At 58.8% G+C, this 24,616-nt stretch carries 25 protein-coding genes and 1 tRNA gene; 15 read left to right on the forward strand and 11 right to left on the reverse strand.

Annotated features, from left to right (window positions below):
- The first annotated feature begins 143 nt into the window (after positions 1 to 143).
- Both BM036_RS03230 and BM036_RS03235 read left to right on the forward strand, forming a co-directional pair.
- Positions 144 to 476, forward strand: coding sequence for a hypothetical protein (locus tag BM036_RS03230; protein ID WP_091848795.1), 333 nt, complete (start codon positions 144 to 146; stop codon positions 474 to 476).
- Between the two features lie 78 nt (positions 477 to 554).
- On the forward strand, positions 555 to 1,550 hold the full coding sequence (locus BM036_RS03235; protein WP_245742441.1) for a phospholipase A: 996 nt from the start codon (positions 555 to 557) through the stop codon (positions 1,548 to 1,550).
- Between the two features lie 74 nt (positions 1,551 to 1,624).
- Here BM036_RS03235 and BM036_RS03240 read toward each other — a convergent pair whose 3' ends face one another.
- The 3 genes from BM036_RS03240 to BM036_RS03250 form a co-directional block, all read right to left on the reverse strand.
- Positions 1,625 to 2,980 carry a phosphohexomutase domain-containing protein gene (locus BM036_RS03240; RefSeq protein ID WP_091848797.1) on the reverse strand — a complete coding sequence of 452 codons (1,356 nt, stop codon included), beginning with the start codon at positions 2,978 to 2,980 and terminating at the stop codon, positions 1,625 to 1,627.
- A gap of 218 nt (positions 2,981 to 3,198) precedes the next feature.
- Positions 3,199 to 3,675 (reverse strand): bacterioferritin, encoded by a 477-nt coding sequence (gene bfr, locus BM036_RS03245; protein WP_091848978.1) that lies wholly within the window; start codon positions 3,673 to 3,675, stop codon positions 3,199 to 3,201.
- Positions 3,676 to 3,871: 196 nt separating this feature from the next.
- Positions 3,872 to 4,078 carry a bacterioferritin-associated ferredoxin gene (locus BM036_RS03250; protein ID WP_091848798.1) on the reverse strand — a complete coding sequence of 69 codons (207 nt, stop codon included), beginning with the start codon at positions 4,076 to 4,078 and terminating at the stop codon, positions 3,872 to 3,874.
- Between the two features lie 159 nt (positions 4,079 to 4,237).
- Here BM036_RS03250 and BM036_RS03255 point away from each other — a divergent pair, with 159 nt between their 5' ends.
- Positions 4,238 to 4,774 (forward strand): YaeQ family protein, encoded by a 537-nt coding sequence (locus tag BM036_RS03255; RefSeq protein WP_091848799.1) that lies wholly within the window; start codon positions 4,238 to 4,240, stop codon positions 4,772 to 4,774.
- 6 nt (positions 4,775 to 4,780) lie between these two features.
- Here the strand turns inward: BM036_RS03255 and BM036_RS03260 are convergent, their stop codons facing one another.
- Positions 4,781 to 5,305 carry a DUF2244 domain-containing protein gene (locus tag BM036_RS03260; protein WP_143066557.1) on the reverse strand — a complete coding sequence of 175 codons (525 nt, stop codon included), beginning with the start codon at positions 5,303 to 5,305 and terminating at the stop codon, positions 4,781 to 4,783.
- Positions 5,306 to 5,458: 153 nt separating this feature from the next.
- Here BM036_RS03260 and BM036_RS03265 point away from each other — a divergent pair.
- A tRNA-Arg gene (locus BM036_RS03265) sits at positions 5,459 to 5,535 on the forward strand.
- A gap of 273 nt (positions 5,536 to 5,808) precedes the next feature.
- Here BM036_RS03265 and BM036_RS03270 read toward each other — a convergent pair.
- Positions 5,809 to 6,420 (reverse strand): Yip1 family protein, encoded by a 612-nt coding sequence (locus BM036_RS03270; RefSeq protein ID WP_091848801.1) that lies wholly within the window; start codon positions 6,418 to 6,420, stop codon positions 5,809 to 5,811.
- Between the two features lie 450 nt (positions 6,421 to 6,870).
- Positions 6,871 to 7,836, reverse strand: a complete 966-nt coding sequence (locus BM036_RS03275) for a GlxA family transcriptional regulator (protein ID WP_091848802.1) — start codon at positions 7,834 to 7,836, stop codon at positions 6,871 to 6,873.
- A 105-nt stretch (positions 7,837 to 7,941) separates the two neighbouring features.
- Here BM036_RS03275 and BM036_RS03280 point away from each other — a divergent pair, with 105 nt between their 5' ends.
- A complete protein-coding gene (locus tag BM036_RS03280; RefSeq protein WP_091848803.1) occupies positions 7,942 to 8,484 on the forward strand; it encodes a cysteine hydrolase family protein in 543 nt (180 codons plus the stop codon).
- Positions 8,485 to 8,556: 72 nt separating this feature from the next.
- On the opposite strand, the gene BM036_RS03285 is transcribed toward BM036_RS03280, so the two are convergent.
- A complete protein-coding gene (locus tag BM036_RS03285; RefSeq protein ID WP_177185977.1) occupies positions 8,557 to 9,789 on the reverse strand; it encodes an MFS transporter in 1,233 nt (410 codons plus the stop codon).
- 247 nt (positions 9,790 to 10,036) lie between these two features.
- On the opposite strand from BM036_RS03285, the gene BM036_RS03290 reads away from it, so the two are divergent.
- Complete coding sequence (locus BM036_RS03290; protein WP_091848805.1) at positions 10,037 to 10,423, forward strand: PilZ domain-containing protein; 387 nt, start codon at positions 10,037 to 10,039, stop codon at positions 10,421 to 10,423.
- 106 nt (positions 10,424 to 10,529) lie between these two features.
- A complete protein-coding gene (locus BM036_RS03295; protein ID WP_091848806.1) occupies positions 10,530 to 11,237 on the forward strand; it encodes a nitroreductase in 708 nt (235 codons plus the stop codon).
- A 51-nt stretch (positions 11,238 to 11,288) separates the two neighbouring features.
- Here BM036_RS03295 and BM036_RS03300 read toward each other — a convergent pair whose 3' ends face one another.
- From BM036_RS03300 to BM036_RS03315, 4 genes are all read right to left on the reverse strand, one after another.
- Complete coding sequence (locus BM036_RS03300) at positions 11,289 to 13,397, reverse strand: sensor domain-containing diguanylate cyclase (RefSeq protein WP_091848807.1); 2,109 nt, start codon at positions 13,395 to 13,397, stop codon at positions 11,289 to 11,291.
- On the reverse strand, positions 13,394 to 14,377 hold the full coding sequence (locus BM036_RS03305) for a substrate-binding domain-containing protein (RefSeq protein WP_177185978.1): 984 nt from the start codon (positions 14,375 to 14,377) through the stop codon (positions 13,394 to 13,396). The genes BM036_RS03300 and BM036_RS03305 overlap by 4 nt, the downstream gene beginning before the upstream one ends.
- 123 nt (positions 14,378 to 14,500) lie before the next feature.
- The gene (gene mltF, locus BM036_RS03310) at positions 14,501 to 15,886 is read right to left on the reverse strand and encodes a membrane-bound lytic murein transglycosylase MltF (RefSeq protein WP_091848809.1); all 1,386 of its coding nucleotides are present in this window, start codon (positions 15,884 to 15,886) and stop codon (positions 14,501 to 14,503) included.
- A 210-nt stretch (positions 15,887 to 16,096) separates the two neighbouring features.
- The gene (locus BM036_RS03315; protein ID WP_091848810.1) at positions 16,097 to 16,435 is read right to left on the reverse strand and encodes a thioredoxin family protein; all 339 of its coding nucleotides are present in this window, start codon (positions 16,433 to 16,435) and stop codon (positions 16,097 to 16,099) included.
- Positions 16,436 to 16,547: 112 nt separating this feature from the next.
- Here BM036_RS03315 and BM036_RS20060 point away from each other — a divergent pair, with 112 nt between their 5' ends.
- From BM036_RS20060 to BM036_RS03350, 8 genes are all read left to right on the forward strand, one after another.
- On the forward strand, positions 16,548 to 16,715 hold the full coding sequence (locus BM036_RS20060) for a hypothetical protein (RefSeq protein WP_245742442.1): 168 nt from the start codon (positions 16,548 to 16,550) through the stop codon (positions 16,713 to 16,715).
- A gap of 255 nt (positions 16,716 to 16,970) precedes the next feature.
- Complete coding sequence (locus BM036_RS03320; RefSeq protein ID WP_425434068.1) at positions 16,971 to 17,279, forward strand: globin family protein; 309 nt, start codon at positions 16,971 to 16,973, stop codon at positions 17,277 to 17,279.
- Between the two features lie 235 nt (positions 17,280 to 17,514).
- The gene (locus BM036_RS03325; RefSeq protein ID WP_091848812.1) at positions 17,515 to 19,863 is read left to right on the forward strand and encodes a sensor domain-containing phosphodiesterase; all 2,349 of its coding nucleotides are present in this window, start codon (positions 17,515 to 17,517) and stop codon (positions 19,861 to 19,863) included.
- A gap of 14 nt (positions 19,864 to 19,877) precedes the next feature.
- Entirely contained in the window at positions 19,878 to 20,981 is a 1,104-nt protein-coding gene (locus BM036_RS03330) for a PilT/PilU family type 4a pilus ATPase (protein WP_091848813.1), read from the forward strand.
- Between the two features lie 87 nt (positions 20,982 to 21,068).
- Positions 21,069 to 21,800 carry a type 2 periplasmic-binding domain-containing protein gene (locus tag BM036_RS03335; protein ID WP_091848814.1) on the forward strand — a complete coding sequence of 244 codons (732 nt, stop codon included), beginning with the start codon at positions 21,069 to 21,071 and terminating at the stop codon, positions 21,798 to 21,800.
- Positions 21,801 to 22,058: 258 nt separating this feature from the next.
- Positions 22,059 to 22,820, forward strand: a complete 762-nt coding sequence (locus tag BM036_RS03340) for an SDR family oxidoreductase (RefSeq protein ID WP_091848815.1) — start codon at positions 22,059 to 22,061, stop codon at positions 22,818 to 22,820.
- Positions 22,821 to 23,080: 260 nt separating this feature from the next.
- On the forward strand, positions 23,081 to 23,854 hold the full coding sequence (locus tag BM036_RS03345; RefSeq protein ID WP_091848816.1) for an ABC transporter ATP-binding protein: 774 nt from the start codon (positions 23,081 to 23,083) through the stop codon (positions 23,852 to 23,854).
- The gene (locus BM036_RS03350) at positions 23,844 to 24,563 is read left to right on the forward strand and encodes an ABC transporter ATP-binding protein (RefSeq protein ID WP_091848817.1); all 720 of its coding nucleotides are present in this window, start codon (positions 23,844 to 23,846) and stop codon (positions 24,561 to 24,563) included. The genes BM036_RS03345 and BM036_RS03350 overlap by 11 nt, the downstream gene beginning before the upstream one ends.
- Positions 24,564 to 24,616: the final 53 nt, after the last annotated feature.

Consider the following 24,616-nt stretch of genomic DNA (forward strand, 5'->3'; position numbering starts at 1 on the left):
GCATTCCGGGAGCCAGGGGTGGTGACGGATCGGCAGGCTCCCCAATTGTATGTGGGCGCATTATAGCGGGTGGAGCCGGGCAAAAAAACCAACAAACCGCTAAGATAGGGCAGATCCTGTTTCACCAACCGGCCGAGGAAGCGATGACCGGAAAGCCTTCACAGAACCCCCACCCCTGGCGCAAGCCGCTGCTGGCGGCTGAATTCATTGCGCTGGCCGTGCTGGTCGGGTCCATGGCGATGCTTGGCCAGGTCAGCGATGGGAATGAGCTTAACGCTGCCTGGCTGCTGATTCCCGCCGCAGCCAGCCTGGTTGTATTCCTGTCTTTCCTGGGGCTGATGTATCTGCGGTGGATCGCCGCTGCGGGGGCCGGCCAGAGCCGTCGGCAAAGGGTTCTTTTCGGTCTGCTGGCGCTGACCCTGCTGGGTGTCTGGGCCTACGCCATTGCCCAGACCTGGCACAGCCTGCCGGGATGAGGAGCGGTTAATGCCCCTGCAATGATGTTGTCACACCAATTCGTCCATCATGCCCTGTTCACCATCAAAGGACCGTCTATGAGACCATGGAACCGACTGACCCTGATCGCTTGCGCTGGCCTTTTGATACCCCTGCAGGGTGCCGCACAGGCACATGGCGGGGCGGACGACGAGATTACCCGGGAGGAAGTGGAAGCGCTCGCTGAAGAGGTTGGCGAGGAAGTTGAACAGTCCGGCGCACAGCAGTCGGACGAGCAGGCCATGGAGCAGGAAATCGAGGAGTACGAAGCCAAGGAGCGCCTGATCGGCACCCTGATTGGCGGCTTCGTTCCTTATCGCCCCACCTACATACTTCCCTACACGTATGTGGACAGCCCCAATCAGAACCCCGTCAGCCCCAGACTGGGCGAGGGTGACTACGACACCAACCTCCAGGACGAAGAGGCAAAGTACCAGATCAGCTTCAAAGTCCCTTTGCTGACCGGCATGCTGGACGACCGTACTACCCTCTGGTTCGGTTATACCCAGAAGTCCTTCTGGCAGGTATACAATACCGATGAGTCCGCGCCCTTCCGCGAGACCAATTACGAACCGGAACTCTTTGTGCGTCACCGGCTCGGGTGGGACCTGGGTCCGGGTGAACTGAACGCTGTTGCTATCGGCTTTAACCACCAGTCCAACGGTCAGTCCGAACCCCGCTCCCGAAGCTGGAACCGGATCAAGGGGAGTATTGCCTACACCTACAACCGGTGGCTATTCATGGTCAACCCCTGGTACCGGCTGCCGGAACAAGACAGCGACAATGATAACGATGATATACACGAGTATTTGGGGTATGCGGAGTACATTGCCGTCTACAAGTGGGACGATGATCATGTCATTTCCACGACACTGATGAACAACCTGCGCTCAGACGACAACCGCACGTCGGTCGAACTGGGATACAGCTTTCCGATGGGAGAGCGGCTCAAGGGGTTTGTTCAATACTATAACGGTTACGGTGAGAGCCTGATTGACTACAACGAGCGCATGCACCGTATCGGTATCGGCATTATGCTGAACGACTGGCTGTAAGGCCGGGTATTGTAGCCATCCGAAGCAAAGGGCGACCAGGTGGTCGCCCTTTCAGGATAAGTCCTGCCTGGCCATCAGGCCCTGTTGAGCCGGTCCATCTCGTTCAGCAACTCGGCAGTCTTCTCTTCCATCAACGCCTGATCAGCCCGGGACTCCACATTCAGCCGCACCACGGGCTCAGTGTTGGACATGCGCAGGTTAAAGCGCCAGTCATCAAATTCCACGCTCAGGCCATCCACATGGTTAATGGCTTTCGCCCCGGCGCCGTATATTTCCTCGATGGCCTGAATCACTTTCGGCGGGTTGTCGATGGTACGGTTGATCTCACCGCTGGCCGGGTAGGCCTCGATACGCGCGTCAATCAGTGAGGACAGGGGCTGACCGGACTGGCACAGACGCTCGGCCACCAGCAGCCAGGGGATCATACCGCTATCGCAGTAGGCAAAGTCCCGGAAGTAATGGTGGGCGCTCATCTCGCCACCATATACAGCGTCTTCGTCACGCATCCGTTGCTTGATAAAGGCATGACCAGTCTTGCTTTCCACCGGCTCGCCGCCGGCAGCCTTCACCAGGTCCAGGGTATTCCAGGTCAGGCGCGGGTCATGGATCACCTTGCCACCGCCGGTCTTGCGCAGGAACTGGTCCGCCAGCAGGCCAACAATGTAGTAGCCCTCAATGAAGCGACCGGTTTCGTCAAAGAAAAAGCACCGGTCGAAGTCACCATCCCACGCAATGCCCATAGCGGCCTTGTGTTCAAGCACCGCCTCTGCGGTGGCTGCGCGGTTCTCTGGCAGGATCGGGTTGGGCACACCGTTGGGGAAGTGCCCATCGGGCTCGTGGTGCACCTTGATGAACTCGAAGGGAAGGTGTTGCTCAAGGGCATCGATCACCAGACCGGCCCCGCCGTTACCGGCGTTCACCACGATTTTCAGGGGTTTGAGAGAGCCCGCATCGATGTAACCCAGCAGGTGATCCACATAGGGGGCCATCACCTCCAGGGTTTCATATTTGCCCTGCCTCGGAGCATCTTCGAAGGGTTCCGGCACCCGGTCGCGGATATCGTTGAGACCATTGTCAGAACTGATGGGTCGGGATTCCGGCCCCACCATCTTCATGCCGTTGTGGTCCCGGGGGTTATGGCTGGCGGTGACCATAATGCCACCGTCCATGCCGAAGTGGCTGGTAGCGAAGTAGACATGCTCGGTACCGCAGAGCCCTATATCATAAACGTCCGCGCCGGCGGCCATCAGCCCGGAGCTTAGTGCGTCTGCGATTTCAGGACTGGACAGGCGAATGTCGTAACCGACAATCACCTTGCGGGCGCCGGTGGTTTCAACATAGGCACGACCGATACGCTCGGCCAGGTTCGGATTAAGCTGGTCAGGCACACGGCCACGCAGGTCGTAGGCTTTAAAGCAGGACAGGTCCATGACAGGGAATCTCCTGGTTGGTCTGCGGTATCAGGTGCTGGGCGCCCCTGGGGGACACCCGGTATCAGGCAACAACCGGGCCCATTCTAGCGACTTGACGGTGACAACTGCAGGCCAGAGCGGAAAAATGACCAAAAAGAAACCCGACCTTAACCAGGCCGGGTTCCGAAACGGGGCATCGCCAGGCGGTTACGCCCGACTTCAGTGCAGCATGCAGCTTACTCGGCAGCGCCGGACTGCAGCTGGATGTAATTCTGGATGCCCATCTGACCAATCATCTCCAGCTGGGTTTCGAGCCAGTCGATGTGTTCTTCCTCGCTGTCCAGGATGCTGCGGAACAGTTCCCGGCTGGTGAAGTCCTGCACTTCCTCACAGTACAGAATCGCCTCTTTGAGGTCAGAATGCGCCGTCATTTCCAGCTTGAGGTCACACTCGATCATCTCCTGGACGTTTTCACCGATCAGCAGTTTGTTGAGGTCCTGAAGGTTGGGCAGGCCTTCCAGGAACAGGATACGCTCGATCAGCTGGTCAGCATGCTTCATCTCGTCAATGGACTCTTCGTATTCCTTGTCCGCCAGCTTGGTGATGCCCCAGTCCTTGTACATCCGTGAATGCAGGAAATACTGGTTAATGGCGGTCAGCTCATTGGCCAGCACCTTGTTCAGAAACTGGATAACCTTCTTGTCACCTTTCACGGCCAGGGCCTCCTCTCTTTCGCTCATTCAGACTGACGACCGTCTGACCGGACGCCGTTTGTCGATGGAACCGCTGACTTGTCTCAGCAGATTCAACAAGGATAGACGGTAATCCGCCAAGAAAAAATCTCGCCAGAGAATGGTTTACGTTTGACAGACGTCATTGACAGTGGCGCTGGCCAGGGTGGCGCTCCGCTCAGGCAGGCTGGGCCAGCAGGTTTGCCAGGGCCAGGTAATCAGAGGAACGGGACTCGCGGAGGATTTCCCGGGCCGTGCAGGCACAACGGCCACACTGGCGACCAACACCCAGCTCCTTACCAAGCTGGCGCATAGAGCTGACACCGTTTTCAGCAGCTTCACGGATTTCGCGGTCGGTAACACCAGTGCAGAGGCAGACGTACATAGAGGAATCTCTCGGCCCAATCAAACTTAGTGATAATTATTGTTATTCGCAGGCGTGATTGCAACCCGTTTGGCGGGTTTTGTACAAAAAATCACACGACAGCAGATCCGCAAAATCCGCTACACTTGCCATCTTCCCAGAAAAAACCACGGAGCAGCCATGGCCCTGAAAGCCACCGTGTTCAAGGCGACCCTCAACATCGCCGACATGGACCGCCATTACTACGCCGACCATCACGTCACCATCGCCCGCCATCCCTCCGAGACCGACGAGCGCATGATGGTACGGCTGCTGGCCTTTGCCCTGAACGCCAACGATGCTCTGGAATTCACCCGTGGCCTGAGCACCGACGACGAGCCTGATCTCTGGCAGAAGGACCTCACTGGCCACATAGAATACTGGATCGAAACCGGGCTTCCCGATGAGGACCGGATTCGCAAGGCCTGCAACCGGGCGGACAGGGTGACCATCTACGGTTATGGTGGCCGGGCGCTGCCGGTATGGTGGGACAAGCTGCACAACCGCCTTGAACGCCATAACAACCTGTCGGTCATCGCGCTGGCGCAGGATGATACTGCGGCACTGGCCGGGCTCGCAGACCGCACCATGAACCTGCAGATCAACATCCAGGATGGCGAAGTGACGGTGGGGAACGGCAAGACGGTGGTCAGCCTGACGCCTGAGACCCGCCTTTAGTGCCGGTCAGAACCAGATGCCTACAAATTCCCGGGCTCGTCGGGTGACGTGCAACCCCTGACTCTGGAGAACCGTGACCAGTTCCCGGGACTCCCGGGGGTTCAGAAAGTCCGCCAGTGGAATCTCCTCGCCCCTGGAGCATAGCCAGACCTGCTCCCGCATCCAGGGGTGTGGCTCAGGATCGAGCAGGATCGTCACCGACGTTCGCGGCCATTGCCACTGCTGCTCACGGCGCTGATGGCCTTTCTCCAGGACCACTTCCGTGGCGCCAAACGTGATCACTTCCTGTCGTGCACATTTGCGGGCGGTATACCACAGCCCTGCCCCCACAGCTGTCAGCTCCAGCCCGGCAAAGGGAATCACCAGCCAGACGCCTGCCAGGGTCCAGCCGATTACCACGCACCCCGTGACCACCGCCAACCCAAGCCAGACCCGAACCAGGCCAGGCCAGCTGATGGACCGGTTGGGGGTCAGCCGGTATCGAATACCGTCGTTGTCTGCCAGTCGCTCGATCATCGGAAACTCACTCACAAACGAACGCCAAATTGCCTTTTATCAAGTATAGGCAAAGACCGGCAACTGACATCAAAAGATCAAAAGAGCGGGTCAGGGAGGGCTGGACAGATCTCGTCGGCCCACGTAAGATTGCGCACTCGAAATCACCGGCAACCGGTGAGCTTGAATCCGCCCGTAGCTCAGCTGGATAGAGCGCTGCCCTCCGGAGGCAGAGGTCAGAGGTTCGAATCCTCTCGGGCGGGCCATTAATTTGGCAAATCGATCAGTTACCAGCCCCCCTTCTCGTCGATGTCATCCGCACCTGAGCGCTCAAAAGTTCTACGCACTAACCCCTGATTTTTGTACGACTGATTCGAAAGAGCGAGTTTTTCGCTATTTTTTCGCCTGTGCCCAAATGGTGCCCTGGCAGTGCCCAGTCATCTTACGCCAGTCGCCAGAGAGAACAGGCAGGCCGTTGCCGGGTCTGATCAGTTATCCGAAGGCCAGCGTCCAGGCGGCGCTGGCCTTCGGTCTCGGGCCTAGCTGACAAAAACTGGTCCGAAGCCATAGTTCCACAGAATCACCGAGCCCACCCGGGTGGACACCAGAATGACCAGCGCCACCGTCAGCAATGCACCGGCGTACATGATGGCGCGTTCACGGGGAATATCCATGACGATGGGCAGACCATCGTACATCAAGTAGGCACCGTAACCGGCCGCCGCCAGGAACACCAGCGCATTGAACCAGGGTTCCGGGTACAGCAGGGCAAACCCGGCCAGGAACAGCGGGGTGCAGGAATAGGCCGCCAGCGCCACCCCGTTGGCAGCGTCGTCCTCCTCAAGCGCACCGTAGGTGCGCGCCATCCAGTTAATGGCATACCCCAAGGCAAAGACACCCACCAACATCGCCAGGTAGGTCAGAACGCTTAGTTGCAGCGCGCTGTCCGGCGCCAGACGGATGACCTGCTGACCAGCCCCGATCGTCCAGCCGAAATGGGCCGTTGAAATGTAGGCGCACACCGGGCCGATTGCGGCAAGGATCAGCACGTAGGCCACATACAGGCGCAACGGCTTTTCGTGTTCACGGCGGATTTGAGCCCACTCGGCGTCCGGGTGGGTAAACAGGCCAAAGACATGATGCAACAGCATGATTCCGTTCCTCCAGTGAATCTCTTGTTCTTAACCTGATACCCCATTTGCAGGGAATATCGGGAGGGTTTTCCCGTGCTACCGCACCCCGGCGCCACGCAACAGGTCAGCAGATATTGACCAGACAGGCCCCCGGACGGCAGCCGTTGATCAATTTACGAACAGAGCAGGAAAACTGGTCACTCGCTGGATTAATTCGTTGAACGACAGGGTCCTATAGGCAACACAACTTACTGAAAGGCTGTGGGCATCGGTGCACAGGCTGACGCTGCTCCCTGGATCAGACCCGCAACAAACTGGCACCAAGTGCACTCGTCTGCCGCCCCCTCACCGGCATTCAGGCCTTGTCTGCACCGACAACCGACTACCTGACCAGCGATTGATCCCGCCCTGGCTTCAGGGACGAAGCCCTATCTGACCGTAAACCTCACGCTGAAAGTGACCAGTCGTTCAACCAGTACCCCCAAACCTCCGCCGGTAGTCACCCGGCTTGAGCCCCACGATCCGGGAAAACACCTTGCGAAAGGCCCCGGGGTCAGCATACCCAACTTCCCACGCGACACTTTCCACAGGTAACCCGCTGGACTGCAACAGCTCCTGCGCCTTGCTGATCCTCAGTCGCTGACAATACTCGCCGGTCGTCATACCGGTCGCTTTCTGAAACCGCCGTAGCAGGGTACGTTGCTCCAGCCCGGCTTGCCTGGCCATGCTTTCCAGAGAGGCTTCCCTGGCGCCCGTAGCCTGCAACCAGTGCTGAACCTTCAGTACTGCCCTGTCCGGGTGGCGGAAGTTGGGGGTGAACACGCTATAGTAACGCTGCTCCCGACCCGGTGGGTCAATCAGCAACATGCGCGCAGTGCGGAGCATGACATCGGCGCCGAGAAAGCGCTCCACCAGCCTGAGGCCCAGGTCCGTCCAGGACATCACCCCTCCGGCGGTGATGATATCGCCATCATCGATAAGCAACCGGTCCGTATCGACCCTGGCAGCGGGGAATCGCGAACGAAACCTGTCCCGGTAGACCCAGTGGGTGGTGGCTGTCCTGCCGTTCAGGAGTCCGGTTTCACCCAGCACAAACGCCCCGGCACAGACCGAGCTGAGCACCACACCGCCCTGGTGCTGCTCACGAAGCCAATCAGCATAGACGGCCGCCTGCTCTGCGGTTGGTGGCTGTTCCAGGCACGGCGGCAGGATCAGAACCGAGAGCGCACTGCCAGCACCCGGTGAAGTATCGAATACCCGCACCAGCTCACCCGACCCATGCGCCTGTTCCCAATGACTGATCCGCAGGCCCTCGCTGGCGCCTTCCTGCTTCGCGGACGTCGATGCCATGACCAGGAGGTCGGTCAGGCCCAGAACCGCAGCTTGCTGCGCGCCCGGATAGCGCAGGATTCCCAGTTCTGAGGGTTGCCCCATTATGTCGTTTTCACCCTGTAATCTGTCGAAATTGCCACTGACGATTGTGGACTTCTCCGCGCACAATCACCAGAGATACAACAGACCGATGAACAGGAGCAGATGATGAGCAAACGAGCCGTCCTGGTAGTAGACCTGCAATGCGAATACTTTGCTGGCGGTAAGCTGCCGCTAAACAATATTGAAAAAGCGGCCACCAAAGCAGCCGGTGTAATCAAGAAAGCCAGAAGCAACGGAGACCTGCTGGTCCACATCCACCACGAATCCCGGAGCCCTGACGCGCCGGTATTCACCCCCGGAACCGGGGGCGTAAACATTCACGAATCGGTAAAACCCCAGGGAGAAGAGCCTGTCATTCTCAAGAACTACCCAAACGCCTTCCGGGAAACACCGCTCAAAGACATGCTGGACGCCAAGGGTATTGAGGAAGTGGTCGTCATCGGTGCGATGAGCCATATGTGCATAGAGGCCACCAGTCGGGCGGCAGCAGACTTTGGTTACCAGGTCACCGTGCTGGAAGATGCCTGCGCCACGATGGACCTGGAGTTCAATGGAATAAATGTGCCCGCCGCACAGGTCCACGCGGCCGCCATGGCCGCGCTGGCATTCGCCTATGCGACGGTCCAGACGACCAATGACTATCAGTAAGGTTTGATCCGACAGGCGCCGGTAATGTCAGCCCTCTCTTTATTGCCGGCGCAGCCCGGGCCTGAACACCATTCAGGTCACCAGGCTCACCTTGCCACGCTGCGACCAGGGATATTCCTTCACGGGAAGGTGAACCACCGCGGACAGTGCTCCCACACCGACACCCACCCACCACACCAGGGTGTAGTTGTTGTAGATATCGTACAGCGCCCCGCCAAGCCATACTCCGAGGAAGCCGCCCAGCTGGTGGGAGAAGAATACCAGGCCGTAGAGGGTGCCCATGTATTTGAGACCATAGATATGGGCCACCAGACCGGAGGTCAGCGGAACCGTGGCCAGCCACAGTGAGCCCATTGCCACGGAGAACAGCACCACACTCTCTGGCGTAATGGGCGACATGATAAATGCGCCAGCGACCAGGGTACGCAGCAGGTAGATGGTGGCCAGCAGGTATTTCCGTGAATAGTGGTTACCCAGCCAACCCGCCAGCAGGGTGCCACCGATGTTGAACAGCCCGATCAGTGCGATGGAGATGGCCCCCAGTCCGGCGGCGGAGGTGATACCCAGCGTGAAGAGCAGGCTTCCCGGATCAACCGGGCCACACATTTCGGTGATAAAGGCGGGAAAGTGCGCGGTGATAAACGCCAGCTGGTAACCGCACGAAAAGAAGCCGATAAAGATAAGGATAAACGACGGGTCTTTCACCGCACGACGGATAACGCTGCCCATCGGCTCCTCGTCAGCAGCCGGCTTCTGCGGCTTAGGCGCACGCATCATCAAAAGTGCCAGCATTGACACCATGATAAACCCGGCGAACACCACAAACACCGACTGCCAGGGCATCTGGCTCAGCAACGACTGGGCTACCGGTGGCCCCACGATCTGACCGGCGGACCCCGCAGCAGTAGCGATACCCAGCGCCATGGAGCGATGCTTGTCAGAAGTGGCGCGCCCCACCACCGCCAGGATCACACCAAACCCGGTTCCGGCTATACCGAAACCCACCAGCATCTCCAGCAACTGGTGCTGGCCCGGAGTAATGGCATAAGCCGAGAGTACCAGGCCGGTGACGTAGAAGGCTCCGCCGCCCAGGACCGCCTTACGATCGCCGTAGCGTTCAGCGAAGGCACCGAATATGGGTTGCCCGATTCCCCACGCCAGGTTCTGGATGGCAATGGCCAGTGAGAAGGACTCCCTTGGCCAGGCAAACTCGGTGGCAATGGGCAACTGGAACAGCCCGAACGACGCGCGAACCGCAAAACTCACCAGGATAATAATGCAACCTGCGACCAGGACAGGGTTCATCAATCGTTCATAAGTACCGGAAGAGGCATTTGCCACAGCAGGATCTCACTTTGTTCACTGGCAGGAAGCGGAAACAAGGCAGGAATAGTTCACGATTCCCCTGCGGCGTGCAAGTACAACAACAGATCCGCCACCTCAGCGGTCATTTAACATTCTTTTACTATTCGGGGGTATTACTGCATTGCATCCGTCGATAATTGTGACATGCTTTTCATTGAAATCGTAAGCATCCGAAGGGAATTGATCGATGCAAAAGCGAAAACATTACCTCCGTCCGGATCTCATCCAGGTCGAGGAACGACCAGACCTCCGCCGATCCGTACGTGTTGTGCCAGGAAGTATCAGCGCAAGGCTGACTGCCACTGCCCCCTCCCTGCCAAACAAGCAGGTCCAGCCCAAAGACTGCCATTGCGTGGATCTGAGCGAGCATGGCATTGCCGTGCTGTGTGACAGCGACCGTATTTCTTCCGGGGACAGGGTTTCGCTTGACCTATTGCAGGGTGGGCACCGGATGGACAACCTTACCGGCTCCGTGGTTCGTGCAGAAGTGAGCCAGCAGCATACCCGCCTTGGTATCGAGTTTGACCACCAACACTTTACTCATCCCCTGTTCCAAGCCATTCTTGGGCGATAACTTCAGACTGGCATTTTCCGGGGTCTGTCAACGGGGAACTCCCGACAGAGTTCCTGTTCGATCCTGCCAGCCTGTGCGCCTATCCAATTAAACAAAAAGGTTATTGATGAAACTCGATCAGGCAATCCAGGAACGGCGATCCATACGTGGCTTCAAGGATAAGCCCATACCGAAAGAGCTTCTTGAGGAAATCATCGAACTGGCCAATCGGGCCCCGTCCTCCATGAACACCCAGCCCTGGCATTTGCATGTCCTCACCGGCGAGCCCCTGGCGCGAGTCCGCCAGGGCAACACAGAGCGGATGCTCGCTGGCATACCGCCCAGCCGCGAGATCCACGACCACGGTGCCTACCAGGGTGTCCACCGCGAGCGTCAGGTTGAAATCGCGGTCCAGCTGTTTGAAGCCATGGGAATCGAGCGGCATGACAAGGAGCGCAGGCAGGACTGGGTAATGAGGGGGTTTCGTCAGTTCGATGCCCCGGTATCCATTGTCGTCTGCTTCGACCGGGAGTTGCTGGATAACACCATCGCCCACTTCGACACCGGTGCCATGACCTACGGCCTGGTGCTGGCCGCCTGGAGCCGTGGCCTCGGAGCGGTGATCAATGGCCAGGGCATCATGCAAAGCCCGGTTGTGAGGGAAGTGGCCAACATTCCCGAGGACCAGGTTATCCTGACCTGCGTCGCCCTGGGCTGGCCGGACGATGAGTTCGTCGCTAACTCGGTGGTTTCACGGCGCCGGCCGATCAGCAATACCGCCCGTTTTCTGGGGTTTGATGAGCAGGGCGTCATGGAGTCTGAGAACAGGGCGTGAGGAGCCGGCCGGACCTTCGAGGATCCGGCCGACGAGCCCCCGGCTTGCACGTCAGCCCTCATCGCTGTCAGCAGGGATCGCGACATTGTTGTCGGAGAGGATCAGGGAGCGGCTCGTTTCATCCGTCCCTTCGTGGACATCGTGGTAAAAGCGATAGTGGTTCTTGCCCTGCTGCTTGGCCTGATACATGGCCATGTCCGCCTGGCGCAGCAGAATATCCGCATCCACATCCGGGTCCTGGGGATAGAGGGCTACGCCCATACTCGCGGAAACATGAACCCATTCCCCGCCAACTCGAACGCCAGTAGACAGTGCTGCCAGTAGCCGGTCCAGAATCGGCCGGGCATCCTCCGGCCCCTGGACCAGGCCCGGCAGCAGTGCAACGAATTCGTCTCCGCCAAGGCGGGCCACTGTATCGCACTCCCGCAGGACCCCTCTCATGCGCTCCGCCAGCGCTACAAGAAGCTCATCTCCAGCGGCGTGGCCCAGGGTGTCATTGACCAGCTTGAAGCCATCCAGGTCCAGGAAAACCACCGCCAGAACCTCTTTTCGACGCCGTGCAAGGGTAATAGCCTGTCTGAGCCGGTCCGTCAGCAGGATTCGGTTTGGCAGTCCGGTGAGCCCATCGTAATGGGCGATCTGCCGCAGCTTTTCCTCATTCTTTTTGAGGTGGGAGATATCAGCCAGCAGGGTAACGAAGTGGGTCATCTCACCGGACTCACTGCGGACATCGGCAATGGTCATCAGTGCCGGAAACCTGGATCCGTCCCGTCGGGGAACCCACCATTCGCCACTCCAGACGCCCTCGGACTGCAGGGTCCCCGAAATATCGACCCAGAAGCCCTCACTCTCAAGGCCGGAAGTGAGCGAGGTGTAACTGCGGTCAACCACCTCGTTACGGGAGTATCCGGTGAGTTTGGTAAAGGCCGCATTCACGTCCAGCACAATACCGTCAGCACTGGTCAGCACAATGCCTTCCCGCGCGTACCGGAAGACCCCGGCCGCCATGGAAAGCTTCTCTTCTGCTTCCTTGCGGGGGGTTATGTCCTGGTGGGTGCCATACATCATCAATGGCTCCCCCTCATCTGTCCAGGAAGCCACCCGTCCCCGGTCAAGAACCCAGACCCAGTGGCCCGACTTGTGCTTCATACGGGCCTCACACTCATAGTACGGCAGTTCACCACGGAAATGTTTTTCAAGCAGGTCCGTGCTGTGTTGCAGGTCATCGGGATGGGTAAACTTCATCCAGGTCTCAATGGAGACCGGCTCCAGTTCACTGAGGGAGTAGCCGATGATTTCGGCCCAGCGTTCATTAAAAACTGTTTCCCCGCTGTGGACGTTCCATTCCCAGGTGGCGGCCCGGGTTCCGGTGATGGCGTTTTCAAGCCGTAGCCGCTCAATCTTGCGCCTTTCCTTCGCCTCCCGGATCGCGTCCAGCATGGTGTTGATGGTATCGCTGAGAACTGCAATCTCCCGATACCGGATTTTCGGCATCCGCTGGCGGGGAATTCCGTCGCTTTCGCGGTTACGGATGGCCGTGTCGATATAATTTATGGAACGCAATAGGTAACGGCGAAGCACCACGATCAGTGCCCCTGACAGCGCCAGCCCCAGAACCAGGATGGTCAATAATTCTTCCAACAGCACCTGGTCAAGCTTCTGCACCAGCCGCTCATCGGACGCATAGACCGAGACTTGCCCCAGCACCTCCCCGTCTGCCGCCAGGATGGGACGGCGGTCCGAGTAAAAGGCCTGCTGCAGCCGCTCATTCAACCCGGGATCCTCCTCTCTATACGGGAGGTAGCTGCCCTGCCCGTCACTGACGCGGCCGGAGACATAGCTGGTACCGGTAATCTCAGCCATTTCGTAGTCTTCTACCACCACTGCAAAGTGCTGCGTCAGTGCCGTTTCCGTAGCTACCAACTGTTCGTATTCATTGACAGCGTAAGCCTCGATGAAGGGGGCAATGTTGCGGCTCAGTCGCTCCAGGCTCTCGTTGACGTCACTGTGCATGGCGTTAACAATCTCGGTGCGCTGGGTGGAGTAAACGTAAAGCGCGTGGAACGCAAACACCACCAGGATCACAGCGATCATCGACAGTGTGATGCGCACCAGCAAAGAAGGTGCCGCGGGGCTACGGGAATCGGGGCGATCGGTCAACGGGCAGCCTCCAGTCCGAGCACATTGCGCTCGATCAACGGCAGCAGGCGGTCGAGGTTTTGGCGGGAAACCGGCAGCACGGCCAGGCGTTGTATCTTGTCGACCTCAGCCCCCTGCAAATGAAGATCCATGGTTTCCACCGCCTTTTCCCCCATCAGGAACGGCTGCTGCATACCGGCCCCTACCAGCTGTCCCGACGCAATCATCCCGATGAATTCCGGTTCCGCATCAAAGCACACCAGCAGGATCTCGCCAGTCATGCCGGCATCGGCGATCGCGTCCAGCGCACCACGGTAACGGTTGGACCCCTGCAGCCAAATAGCCCGCAGCTCCGGGTGCCGATCGATCAGGGTACGGGTGTGGTCGTAGGTTTCACGGTAGGAAAAATCGGACTGCTGGAGGATCCCAGCGGTCCGGACGCCCCTTTCAGTCAGTGCCTGCAGGAAGCCCTCAGTACGGGCCTTGCCGTTGGCCCGTTTCTGGGGAATGGCAACAATACCCACAGAGCCACTTTCCCAGTCCGCTTCCACCATGGCATCAACGAGCAGGTGGCCCACGTCGTAGGCGCCCTGATGATTGTCTGATTCGATGTAACTGACGTAGCTGTCAGCACCGGCACCGATGTCAGAGATTACGACTGGTACACCAGCGTCGCCTGCCAACTTCAACACAGTCACCGCCGCCGACGAATTGGTGGGAGACAGTATGATTCCGTGCACTCCGGCACGGATAGCCTCCACGGTGAGCCTCAGCTCTTCCCTTGCCTGGTTCCCGGCACTGTATACCGTCACGCCGTAGCCCAACTGACGGGCCTGGTGCCTTATCCCTTCCGCCATAATGCCCCAGAAGGGTATGTCGACGTCCGATACCAGGTAGGCCAGCCGTTTTTCGTTGGTGTGAGCGTCGGACGCCATGGCAACCTGGCAGGCAAGCGACCATGACAGGATTACCATTCGCAAAAGCTTTGTACTGCCTGTCATACGGCCATCTCGTTGCTATACAGACAACAATACGTATACATTTGTTACATGATGCTACAAAGGCTGCCCGGCGCTCAATGAGAAAACGTCGGGATCCGATGTAGAGCCCGGTATCAGGCCCCGCTACTCCTCTGGCAAAGAACGAAACGCCCGGCGAATCACGTCCCTATAGTTACGAATCCGCTGTACGTAGTGCACTGGCTCATAGCCACGGGCGTAGCCATAACGGGTGCTCGGGTAATAGCGTTTGTCCGCCTTGAGCGGCAGCACTTGCTCCATGTCCTGCCAGGAGTCCGGGTTCTTGCCCAGATCCCTTGCCAGCTGCCGCGCATCCAGCAGGTGGCCACGGCCGATGTTATAGCTGGCCAGGGCCAGGAACGTCCGGTCCGGTTCGGGAATGGTTTCCGGCAGGCGGCGGTGACGATCGGCCAGGTAACGGGCACCACCGTCGATGGCCTGGGCCGGGTCGAGCCGGTTTGATACACCAAGGGACTCCGCCGTGCGTCCCGTCAGCATCATGATGCCGCGAACACCGGTCGGTGACCGCGCCTGGGGATCCCAGTGGGACTCCTGGTAGGCCAGGGCCGCCAGCAGATCCGCCGGCATGCCAGTGGTGATCTCGGCTTCCCGGAACAAGTCGATATAACTCGGCAGCCGGTTCTCAATGCGACGATTCAGCGCCCTGAGATCAACAAAGTCGAACTCACCGATGTAGGCGTAGTACCGGTTTTCCATCAGACCCATGGCTTCGTCGCCTTCACGGCTGTTCATCCATTCCCGGGCATCAGAGGCCAGCTCACCGGCCTCGGCAGGCAAGTACCAGCCCAGATTACGACCCTGCGTGAGGTTCATGGCCACTTCCAGGTGCGGAAAGTGGCGACGCATGACCTGGACGATGTTGGAGTCAGCCACCGTGCAGGAGAGGTCCTTTTCGGCTACTTCGGACAGCAGGATTTCCGTGGTTCGCTCACGGTCTTCGCGGAATTCGATACCCGGATGCTGTGCTGCCAGCTTCTCAAGCGTGGCAACATAGCTGGCATCGGCAGTCACGGTGATCTCCCAACCCGGAATATCGGCCGGCTTGCGCGGCAAGGGCCGGTCATCGCGATGACAGACCAGTTGTTCGGTGATTTCCGTATGGGCAGGGCCGCGAGTGTACCGCCCGTTTCGCTCAGGCAGATGCGTCAGGCCGGCAGCGGCCAGGTGGGTTGTGCCTGCCTCCAAGGCATCCAGCACAGCACTGGTGGACTCAAGCATCGTCCACTCGACCTGCCAGCCGCGAGCTTGGGCGTACTCACTGACAAGCGTGAACTCAGGACCGACGGGGTTTTCATGTCGGTCCAGGTAGTAAGTGGTAGAGCCGTTACGTGTGGCGACATTCAATACGCCAGTATCAAACGGTGAGGCCAACGCCTCCGATTTGTGCGTTACTTCCGTAGCGGATTCGCTGCAGCCAGCAACGGCGAAAGAGAGTGCCAGAATAGCGGAAACAAATAGCCGGAAAACCATGAACTACCCTTTGAGCGGCTTTCTAGAATGATAACACCGCTGAATTTACTTCCTTTGCGGCAAATCAGATTCATCACCATCCCCGACGTTCTGTATCAGTGGTGCCTGTTGACACCCGACCATTGTGGACAGCCTGCTTTACCAGGCCAGGCGCAGTGGCAAGAATCAGGTCGCGGCGGGCGCGCACGTGGACATCGGCTGATACCCCGGTCAACCTTCGGCCGAGAAGAGCATTTCATAGGGCCGCTCAATGGCCTGGCGCACGGCCGCCAGGGAAAAAGCCCGGACAAACCTGTCAAATGGCTGTCCCTCGAACCACAACTGCACCACCGGCAATGAAAATACCCGCTGAGCAGCACATAGCGGGCCTGCCGCCTCACAGTCAATCCAGACCATGGCAAGGTGTGGAAAGTCAGCCCTGGCCATCTCCATCAATCGTGGTTTGATGGCCTGGCATACGCCACAGTGGCTGCCGCCAAACAGCACCATAACGGCGGATTGCGCCGCAATCAGCTCATTCAGTTCAGATTCCGTAACGATTTGACGCACCCGGGCCTCCCGGCGGTGAAAGCTCCTCTTGAGCGTGACTTTATCACAGAGAAATAATCCTTCCGGCTCCTATAGTAATTGTGGAAGTTCGATAAACCCGAGAAGCAAGGGAATGCTGCGCGGACTCCTGAAGCAGGGTGGCACAGCCAACGTCTGTGCGCTGTATCTGCCCAACAGCGAGTACACGAAGGATGACCTGATCGACGGCGTTGGCGTAGCCACGCCACCGCAAATGGCGGATCAGATGCTGAACCCGAAGATGCGTACCTTCAGCTTCTGAGCCCGTGCCGCTATGGGACACTAAGGGTTGCTGACCGACTTTGCGGAAGCCCCCAGGTCGGTCAGCGCTCACATATCTGCCTGCCCACTGAACTTTCGGATCTCACCTACACTTCCCCATACTTTGTATGGTTATAATGCGCGCCCTCATTATTCGACCTGCGGACCCAATATGAACGCGACAGACTCAGTGTTTCAGAGCTATGGCCGGTGTTGCCGTAACGAACAGTTTTTCAAGGATTTTTACAGTTTTTTCATGGACAGCTCTGACGAGATTCGCCAGCGCTTCGTGAACACCGACATGGCCGCCCAGCGCCACCTGCTTCGTAACGGCATCATGCAGCTTATCCTGGTGGCCCGTGGTATGTCGGACCGAAAACTGCGCGCCCTGGGAGAAAGCCATAACCGTCATAACTTCAACATCAATCCTGCGTGGTACACGCTATGGCTGAATGCCCTGATGAAGGCAGTCAACAAGCACGATCCTGAATACGACCGTGACCTGGATGCCCAATGGCGGGAAGTGCTTCATCCTGGCATAGAGCTGATCCGGGGGGCTTACTGAGCCTTGCATCCGCGATTGCCGGTGAGAGTTTGCCGGAAACCGGATGCCCAGTGTGTCTGGCTGAAGCCTGGCAGGCCAGACTCCCCCTCGAAGGAAGATCGCAAATCAATGTAATGCCAACAAAAACTTCCGGGTTGACTGGCATTTGGCGATCAGCCGTCAATAATGAAGGCAGGCATCGGATTCAGTCTGACCCGGGTTCGCACTCTGATGCCGGCCCGACCCAGGAGTAATCGTGAAGTTATCGAGGACTGAACAACGCCGCCTGGAAGCCATAAGGCGCCTGGGCATTCTGGATACGCCCCCAGAAGAGCGCTTCGAGCGTCTGACCCGTATTGCCCAGCGTTTCTATCGTGTCCCCACCGCCTTGTTCACCGTGGTGGACGAGGAGCGCCAATGGTTCAAGTCCAGGCAAGGCCTGGAAGTCGATGAGACACCACGCTCCATAGCCTTCTGCGACCACGCCATCAAACGCGATACAGTATTCATCGTGGAGGATGCGACCAAAGATCCCAGATTCCGCCATAACCCCCTGGTTACGGGTGAAGACCACGTCCGCTTCTATGCCGGCATGCCAGTGCGGGAACCCAGCGGGTACAAGATAGGCACCCTCTGCATTATCGATACCGAGCCCCGCAAGGTGCCCGAGTTTGAACTGGACGTGCTGCGCAGCCTGGCCAGCCTGATCGAAGACGAAATCGAGCGGGCCTACCTGTCGGTGCACAGGGAGGAGTATGTGTCCCTGTCACAACTGACCCGGGCCATCCACCGGGCCCAGAATATATTCCTTACCCACGACGACGAAACCGCTGCCTTCGAGCTGATGCTCAGCGACCTGCTGGCCCTGACCGGCAGCCAGTTCGGTTTTATCGGTGAGGTCTTGCAACGGGACAATGGCGATCGCTTCCTCAAGATTGGCGCTATCACAAACATTGCCTGGAGCGCCGAAACGGAGGCCCTCTACCAGGAGGTAAAGCGCCGGGGCATGGTGTTTGACAACCCCCATAACCTGATCGGTGCCTCGCTGGAAAGCGAACAGATGGTGCTCTCCAACGACTTTACCAGTGATCCCCGGCGAGGCGGATTGCCGGAGGGGCACCCGCAAATCACCACCTATCTGGGTATCCCCATCTTTGCCGGTCACAGCCTCATTGGCCTGGTTGGACTGGCCAATCGCGCTGGCGGCTATTCCGAAGCGCTGGCAGACGAGCTCGACCCCCTGCTGCAGACAGTCGGTCAGCTGATCGAGCGGAAACAGCTTTACCGGGAGAAACTTGAGCACAAGCAAAGCCTGGAACGTGCCGCCAACTACGATGCCCTGACAGGACTGCCAAACCGGCGCCGACTGACTGAAATCTTTGAGGAAGAGCTGGTGGAGGCCGATCGACGCAACGGGCTGGTCTCGGTCTGTTTTATCGACCTCGATGGCTTCAAGGAAATCAACGATGAATTCGGCCATGCGGTGGGCGACATGGTCCTCAGGGTCGTTGCCGAACGACTGCAGGAGTCCGTGCGTGAGCACGACATCATCGCCCGGCTCGGTGGTGACGAGTTCGTGGCAATTCTTCGGGATGTCAATGAGGACAAGGTTTACCACCGCATCCTCGAATCGGTGCGCCAGCCTGTCAGTCATCGCCAGCATAACCTGCAGCTGTCCTGTAGCATGGGCGTTACCGTCTACCCGGAAGACAACGCCGACCCGGACCTGTTGCTGCGGCACGCTGACCAGGCCATGTACGCTGCCAAGGAGTCCGGCAAGAATCAGTATCGCCGGTTTGACCTGGATACCCATGTGTCGCGCAAGGAGAAGCTGAGAATCCTGGACCAGGTTCCCCAGGCACTGGAGGACAGCCAGCTTGAGCTCTTCCTGCAACCCAGGATGGACTTGCAGAGTAACACCGTGGCGGGCTTTGAAGCGCTGATTCGCTGGCAGCATCCAACACAGGGCCTGCTTGGGCCGATCGAATTCCTGCCCTACCTGGAATACACCGAGTATGCCGATGCCATCGGGCGCTTCGTCATGACGGACGCGATCAACAAGCTCCGGCAGTGGCACCAGGCTGGCCTGCCCTGGTCCATCAGCATCAACCTGAGCCCGTCCCATTTCCTCAGTTCAGGGTTCGAGGAAGACCTTGCGGAGGCACTGGATGGCTGCGACGAAACGATCCGGAGCAAGCTGATTCTCGAACTGCTGGAAACCACGGCGCTGGACGATTCGGACACCGTCATCAAACGACTGCAGGCGTGCCGCTCCATAGGGGTAGACCTGGCCCTGGATGATTTTGGCACCGGTTACTCCTCCCTCGACTACTTCCGCCGCCTGCCGGTTCAGGAAATCAAGATCGACCGGTCCTTTGTCACGGACATGCTCAGCGATGAAGAGGACCAGATGGTCGTGGGGGCCATCATTGACCTGTCAGAAAACTTTCACCGGCGGGTGGTGGCTGAAGGGATTGAAGATGCAGACACCCGCGATCGCCTGCTGGAAATGGGCTGCCACGTGGCCCAGGGGTATTTCTGGGCCAGGCCGATGCCAGCGGATGAAGCAATGGCATGGGCGAAACGTTTCACCAGAGAAAAGTGAGCACGGACATTTGTATGGAATTACCAGCCTACCTGAAAGTCATGGCCGACAAGGGCGCCTCGGACCTTTACCTGTCCACCGGTGCCCCGGTGATGATGAAGATCGAAGGCAAAACCGGCCCCGTCACCCAGAAGCCCCTGCCTGCCGGTTCCGTCAAGGAGCTGGCCTACTCGGTTATGAGTGACCGCCAGCGGGCGGAATTCGAAAAGAACCTGGAGCTGGATATGGCTGTCGGTATCAGCCAGGTGGGCCGCTTTCGGCTCAACGTCTTCTGGCAGCGGGGTGAGGTAGCGATGGTCGTGCGCCACCTGAAGACGAATATCCCGTCCATCGAATCCCTGGGGCTGCCCCGGGTGCTGGAGCAGCTGATCATGCAACCTCGTGGGCTGATACTGGTCGTGGGCGCCACGGGTTCAGGCAAGTCCACGACCCTGGCATCGATGATCGACTACCGTAACACCCACCGCTCAGGGCACATCCTGACCATCGAGGACCCGATCGAGTACACCCATCACCATAAGCAAAGCGTGGTGAACCAGCGGGAAGTCGGCACCGACACCCTGTCCTACGGTGAAGCCCTGCGCCGAGCCATGCGGGAAGCACCGGACGTGATCATGATCGGCGAGATCCGTGACCGGGAAACCATGAAGCACGCCCTCACCTACGCCGAAACTGGCCACCTGTGCCTGGCTACACTGCACGCCAGTAACGTCAACCAGACCATGCGTCGCATCGTCAATTTCTTCCCGGAGCACGCCCACCGGGAGCTGCTGATGGACCTGAGCATGCACCTGCAAGCCGTCGTATCGCAGCGTCTGCTCAAGACCCCTGACGGCAAACGGGCCGCGGCAGTGGAAGTGATGCTTGCCAGCCCCTACATCCGGGAACTGATCAACAAGGGTGAACTGGAGGGCATCGGCGAAATCATGGAGAAGAGCCCGGAACAGGGCATGCAAACGTTCGACCACGCCATCCTGGAACTCTACCGCCAGGGCCGGATTAGCCGCGAGGAAGCCCTCGCCAACGCGGACTCCCGCCATAACCTGGAGGTCAGGATCCGCCTCGAACAGGGCGGCCTGGACTCCGGCAACGATCAGTTCAGTATTGACCCGTCCTGACGCCTCCGGAAAGACCCTGCATAATCTATGGTAATAAAGTGTTAATGTCCCTAAGCTGAATGCTGTATTTTCCGGGAGGCCACATCGTTGTCGAAACTCAGGATCTGGCTGATCATTATTGCCTTGGGCGCATGGACGCCTTCGCAGGCGCTTGCCCAGACCCTGAGTGTCGCGGTACCCAGAATCCAGCATTTGCTGACCGCCGACAATTCCGGTATCTACCAGCAAGTCATGGCGCTGGCGTTAGAGGGTTCAGGAATCGCGCTGGACCAGAAATTTCTGCCATACCGAAGGGCGCTGCGAGAGTTCGAGCAGGGCAAGGTTGACTGCATTTATTCCTTCACCGGTGTCCTGCAAAGCAGGCTTGGCGTAGATAAGGTCATTTACACCTACCCCTTGGGGACGTTCCGTTTTTATCTCTTCACGGAGCCTGGCGCGGCCATCATGACCTCTATTCCCGACACATTCGGTAAGACGACCGGCGGTATTATAGGCCACGACGTTTACCTGAAACCCTTCATGGAACAGGGAATGGTCATAGATTGGGTGCGCACAGAGGCGCAACTCGTCGAAATGCTCGAACTTGGCCGGCTGGAAGTCATCGTGGCCGCCCTGCCGGATATGCAGCCCTTTACCAATCGGCTGGCCTACGCCGCAGACCAGCCGCTTCTGGAGGACTTCGACCGACTGAACTGCCACAACACCGAACAAAACCGCACCGCGATCAGAACCATCTCGGAAAAGCTGCGCCGACTGCACGGGCAGGGTCGCTACGAGGAGATAGCCGGCGACTATTATTTGCCATTCAGTCACCCCTGATGCCAGAAATCGGGAAGCACCCCCGGTTGATGAACCCACTTCTCCACTCCGGCAACCCATTCATCACCTCCATCATCGTTTTTGCAAAGCCCCAAAATCGAGTCAATTTGTGGCAACCAGGCTCTCCAGGTAAACAGAGAACAGGACGATTCCAGCCGCCAGGTGGTAACATCGACCGCTGTTCATAACGGCGTGCAGTCAATAAACACGGGGGCACCTCCCGGACAAGAACGCTTATCACAATAAAAGGAGAGCACTATGGATATTCAGAATCGCATCGTGGTCGTTACCGGCGCCGCCGGCGGCATTGGCAAGGCCCTCGCCCTTCGTTTCGCGAAGGCCGGCGCAAAGACCGTCGTCTGTGCCGACCTGGACCAGCAAGGCGCGGAAGCCACAGCCGCAGAGATCAACGGCGTGGCCCGGAAGGTCAATGTCGCCTCGGAAGAGGAGATCAAAGCCCTGATCGATGAGGTGGAAACGGAGCACGGCCCCATTGACCTGTTCTGCTCCAATGCCGGCATCATGGTACCGGGTGGCCCGGAAGCCTCGAATGAAGACTGGCAGAAGATCTGGGATGTGAACGTGATGTCCCACGTCTTTGCCGCCCGCCACCTGGCACCCCGCATGAAACAGCGTGGTTTCGGCTACTTCCTGAACACTGCCTCCGCCGCCGGTCTGCTTTCCCAGGTGGGTTCCGCGCCCTATGCGGTAACCAAGCACGCCGCCGTGGCACTGGCCGAATGGCTGGCCTTTACCTACGGCGACGATGGCATCAAGGTATCGGTACTCTGCCCCCAGGCGGTCCGGTCTGCCATGACCAAGGGGCACGAGGAAGGCGTTGCCAGCATTGATGGCATGCTGGAACCGGAACCGGTGGCCGACGCCTGCCTCAAGGCTATCGAGGAGGAGACCTTCCTGGTACTGCCCCACCCGCAGGTACTGAACTACTTCCGCAACAAGGCGGAGAACTATGACCGCTGGATCGGCGGCATGAAGAAGCTCAATCGCGCCTACAAGTAAGTCTCCGGAACACGTCCGCCGCCAGGGCCAGCCCCCGGCGGTGGCCCCCGCACCCTGCACGTCCTGCCCCGCTGACACCTTAAAAGACACTTTTCCGCTGAATGAAAACTTCAGGTCATCAACTTGACAACCCAGTCAGGTTCCATCTTTACTAGAACAGGTTCAAAGCCGGCCGTCACAAACTGCAGTGATTCAAAGCAGTGGCCAGATAATAACAAGAACCCGTCGTCACACCGGCGGGCGAGACAGGGTGACGATCCGTGAGCGAAAACCAGCCTACCTCATCCGTGATTCTGGAAACCCGGGGCCTGACCAAGGACTTCAGGGGTTTCAAGGCGATCGAGGACGTCAATGTCAAGGTGCAGACCGGGCACATCCATGCCCTGATCGGTCCCAATGGTGCGGGCAAGACGACGTTCTTCAATCTGCTGACCAAGTTCCTCAAGCCGACCTCGGGCAAGATCCTCTACGACGGCGATGACATTACCAACCATCGCCCGGCGGATATTGCCCAGCATGGCCTTATCCGCTCGTTCCAGATCTCGGCAGTGTTCCCGCACCTGTCTGCCCGGGAGAACGTCCGCATCGCCCTCCAGCGCAAGCTGGGCATCTCCTACCAGTTCTGGCGCTCTATCAGGGTGCTTGACCAACTTAACGAGGAAGCGCAGCACCTGCTCGAGCAGGTGGACCTTGGAGCGTTCGGCGACACCAAGGCCGTGGAGCTGGCCTATGGACGTAAACGGGCGCTGGAGATCGCCACCACCATCGCCCTGAAGCCCCGACTAATGCTGCTGGACGAGCCTACCCAGGGCATGAGCGCAGAGGATGTACACACCGTTACCGACCTGATCCGGGAGGTGGTCAAGGACCGCACCATCGTGATGGTCGAGCACAACCTCAACGTGGTCTCTACCCTGGCGGACCGTATCACCGTGCTCAACCGGGGCCGGGTGCTGGCCGAAGGGGATTACGACACCGTCTCCACCAACCCTGCCGTGATGGAAGCCTATATGGGGACCACCGATGCCGCCTGAGAACGCCCGCGAACTGCTGAAGATCGAGAACCTCCACGCCTGGTATGGCGAGTCCCACATCCTCCACGGCCTGGACCTCACCGTGCACGAGGGTGAAGTCATCACGCTACTGGGACGCAACGGCTCCGGCCGCAGCACCACCCTCAAGGCCATTCTCGGGCTGGTGGGCAAGCGCACCGGCTCTATCCGGGTCAATGGTACAGAACTGATCAACCTGCCCACCCACCAGATTGCCCGGGTGGGCAAACTCGGTTACTGCCCCGAGGAGCGGGGTATCTATGCCTCCCTCAACGTGGACGAAAACCTTGTTCTGCCACCGGTGATTGCCGAGGGCGGCCTGTCCGTCGACGAGATCTACCAGATGTTCCCCAACCTGGAGGAACGTCGTAAAAGCCAGGGCTCCAAGCTCTCCGGGGGCGAACAGCAGATGCTGGCTATCGCCCGCATCCTGCGCACCGGGGCCACCCTGCTATTACTGGACGAGATCACCGAGGGGCTGGCGCCGGTCATCCTGAAGGCCCTGGACGATGTCATCCGCAAGCTGCGGGCCAAGGGTTTTACCATCATCCTGGTGGAGCAGAATTTCCGCTTTGCCGCGCCCCTGGCGGACCGCCACTACGTCATCGAGCACGGTCGCGTGGTCGAGCAGATCGCCGCCGAGGAGCTGGAAGCCAAACAGGACCAGTTGAACAGGCACCTGAGTGTCTGATCAAGGGTGAGGACCGGTGTCCCGCCCGGGACACCTCCCCACCAAATACAACA

The organism is Marinobacter segnicrescens (assembly GCF_900111555.1).
Lineage (GTDB): Bacteria > Pseudomonadota > Gammaproteobacteria > Pseudomonadales > Oleiphilaceae > Marinobacter > Marinobacter segnicrescens.

Bases quoted from the DNA above. Each gene is read 5' to 3' on its own strand.
- BM036_RS03230 (WP_091848795.1), top strand. From the start codon at position 144: ATGACCGGAAAGCCTTCACAGAACCCCCACCCCTGGCGCAAGCCGCTG.
- BM036_RS03285 (WP_177185977.1), bottom strand. From the start codon at position 9,789: ATGAACCCTGTCCTGGTCGCAGGTTGCATTATTATCCTGGTGAGTTTT.
- BM036_RS03250 (WP_091848798.1), bottom strand. From the start codon at position 4,078: ATGTACGTCTGCCTCTGCACTGGTGTTACCGACCGCGAAATCCGTGAA.
- BM036_RS03320 (WP_425434068.1), top strand. From the start codon at position 16,971: ATGGACAGCTCTGACGAGATTCGCCAGCGCTTCGTGAACACCGACATG.
- mltF (WP_091848809.1), bottom strand. From the start codon at position 15,886: ATGGTTTTCCGGCTATTTGTTTCCGCTATTCTGGCACTCTCTTTCGCC.
- BM036_RS03255 (WP_091848799.1), top strand. From the start codon at position 4,238: ATGGCCCTGAAAGCCACCGTGTTCAAGGCGACCCTCAACATCGCCGAC.
- BM036_RS03350 (WP_091848817.1), top strand. From the start codon at position 23,844: ATGCCGCCTGAGAACGCCCGCGAACTGCTGAAGATCGAGAACCTCCAC.
- BM036_RS03340 (WP_091848815.1), top strand. From the start codon at position 22,059: ATGGATATTCAGAATCGCATCGTGGTCGTTACCGGCGCCGCCGGCGGC.
- BM036_RS03280 (WP_091848803.1), top strand. From the start codon at position 7,942: ATGAGCAAACGAGCCGTCCTGGTAGTAGACCTGCAATGCGAATACTTT.
- BM036_RS03235 (WP_245742441.1), top strand. From the start codon at position 555: ATGAGACCATGGAACCGACTGACCCTGATCGCTTGCGCTGGCCTTTTG.
- BM036_RS03270 (WP_091848801.1), bottom strand. From the start codon at position 6,420: ATGCTGTTGCATCATGTCTTTGGCCTGTTTACCCACCCGGACGCCGAG.
- BM036_RS03295 (WP_091848806.1), top strand. From the start codon at position 10,530: ATGAAACTCGATCAGGCAATCCAGGAACGGCGATCCATACGTGGCTTC.
- BM036_RS20060 (WP_245742442.1), top strand. From the start codon at position 16,548: ATGCTGCGCGGACTCCTGAAGCAGGGTGGCACAGCCAACGTCTGTGCG.
- BM036_RS03290 (WP_091848805.1), top strand. From the start codon at position 10,037: ATGCAAAAGCGAAAACATTACCTCCGTCCGGATCTCATCCAGGTCGAG.
- BM036_RS03330 (WP_091848813.1), top strand. From the start codon at position 19,878: ATGGAATTACCAGCCTACCTGAAAGTCATGGCCGACAAGGGCGCCTCG.
- BM036_RS03275 (WP_091848802.1), bottom strand. From the start codon at position 7,836: ATGGGGCAACCCTCAGAACTGGGAATCCTGCGCTATCCGGGCGCGCAG.
- BM036_RS03240 (WP_091848797.1), bottom strand. From the start codon at position 2,980: ATGGACCTGTCCTGCTTTAAAGCCTACGACCTGCGTGGCCGTGTGCCT.
- BM036_RS03305 (WP_177185978.1), bottom strand. From the start codon at position 14,377: ATGACAGGCAGTACAAAGCTTTTGCGAATGGTAATCCTGTCATGGTCG.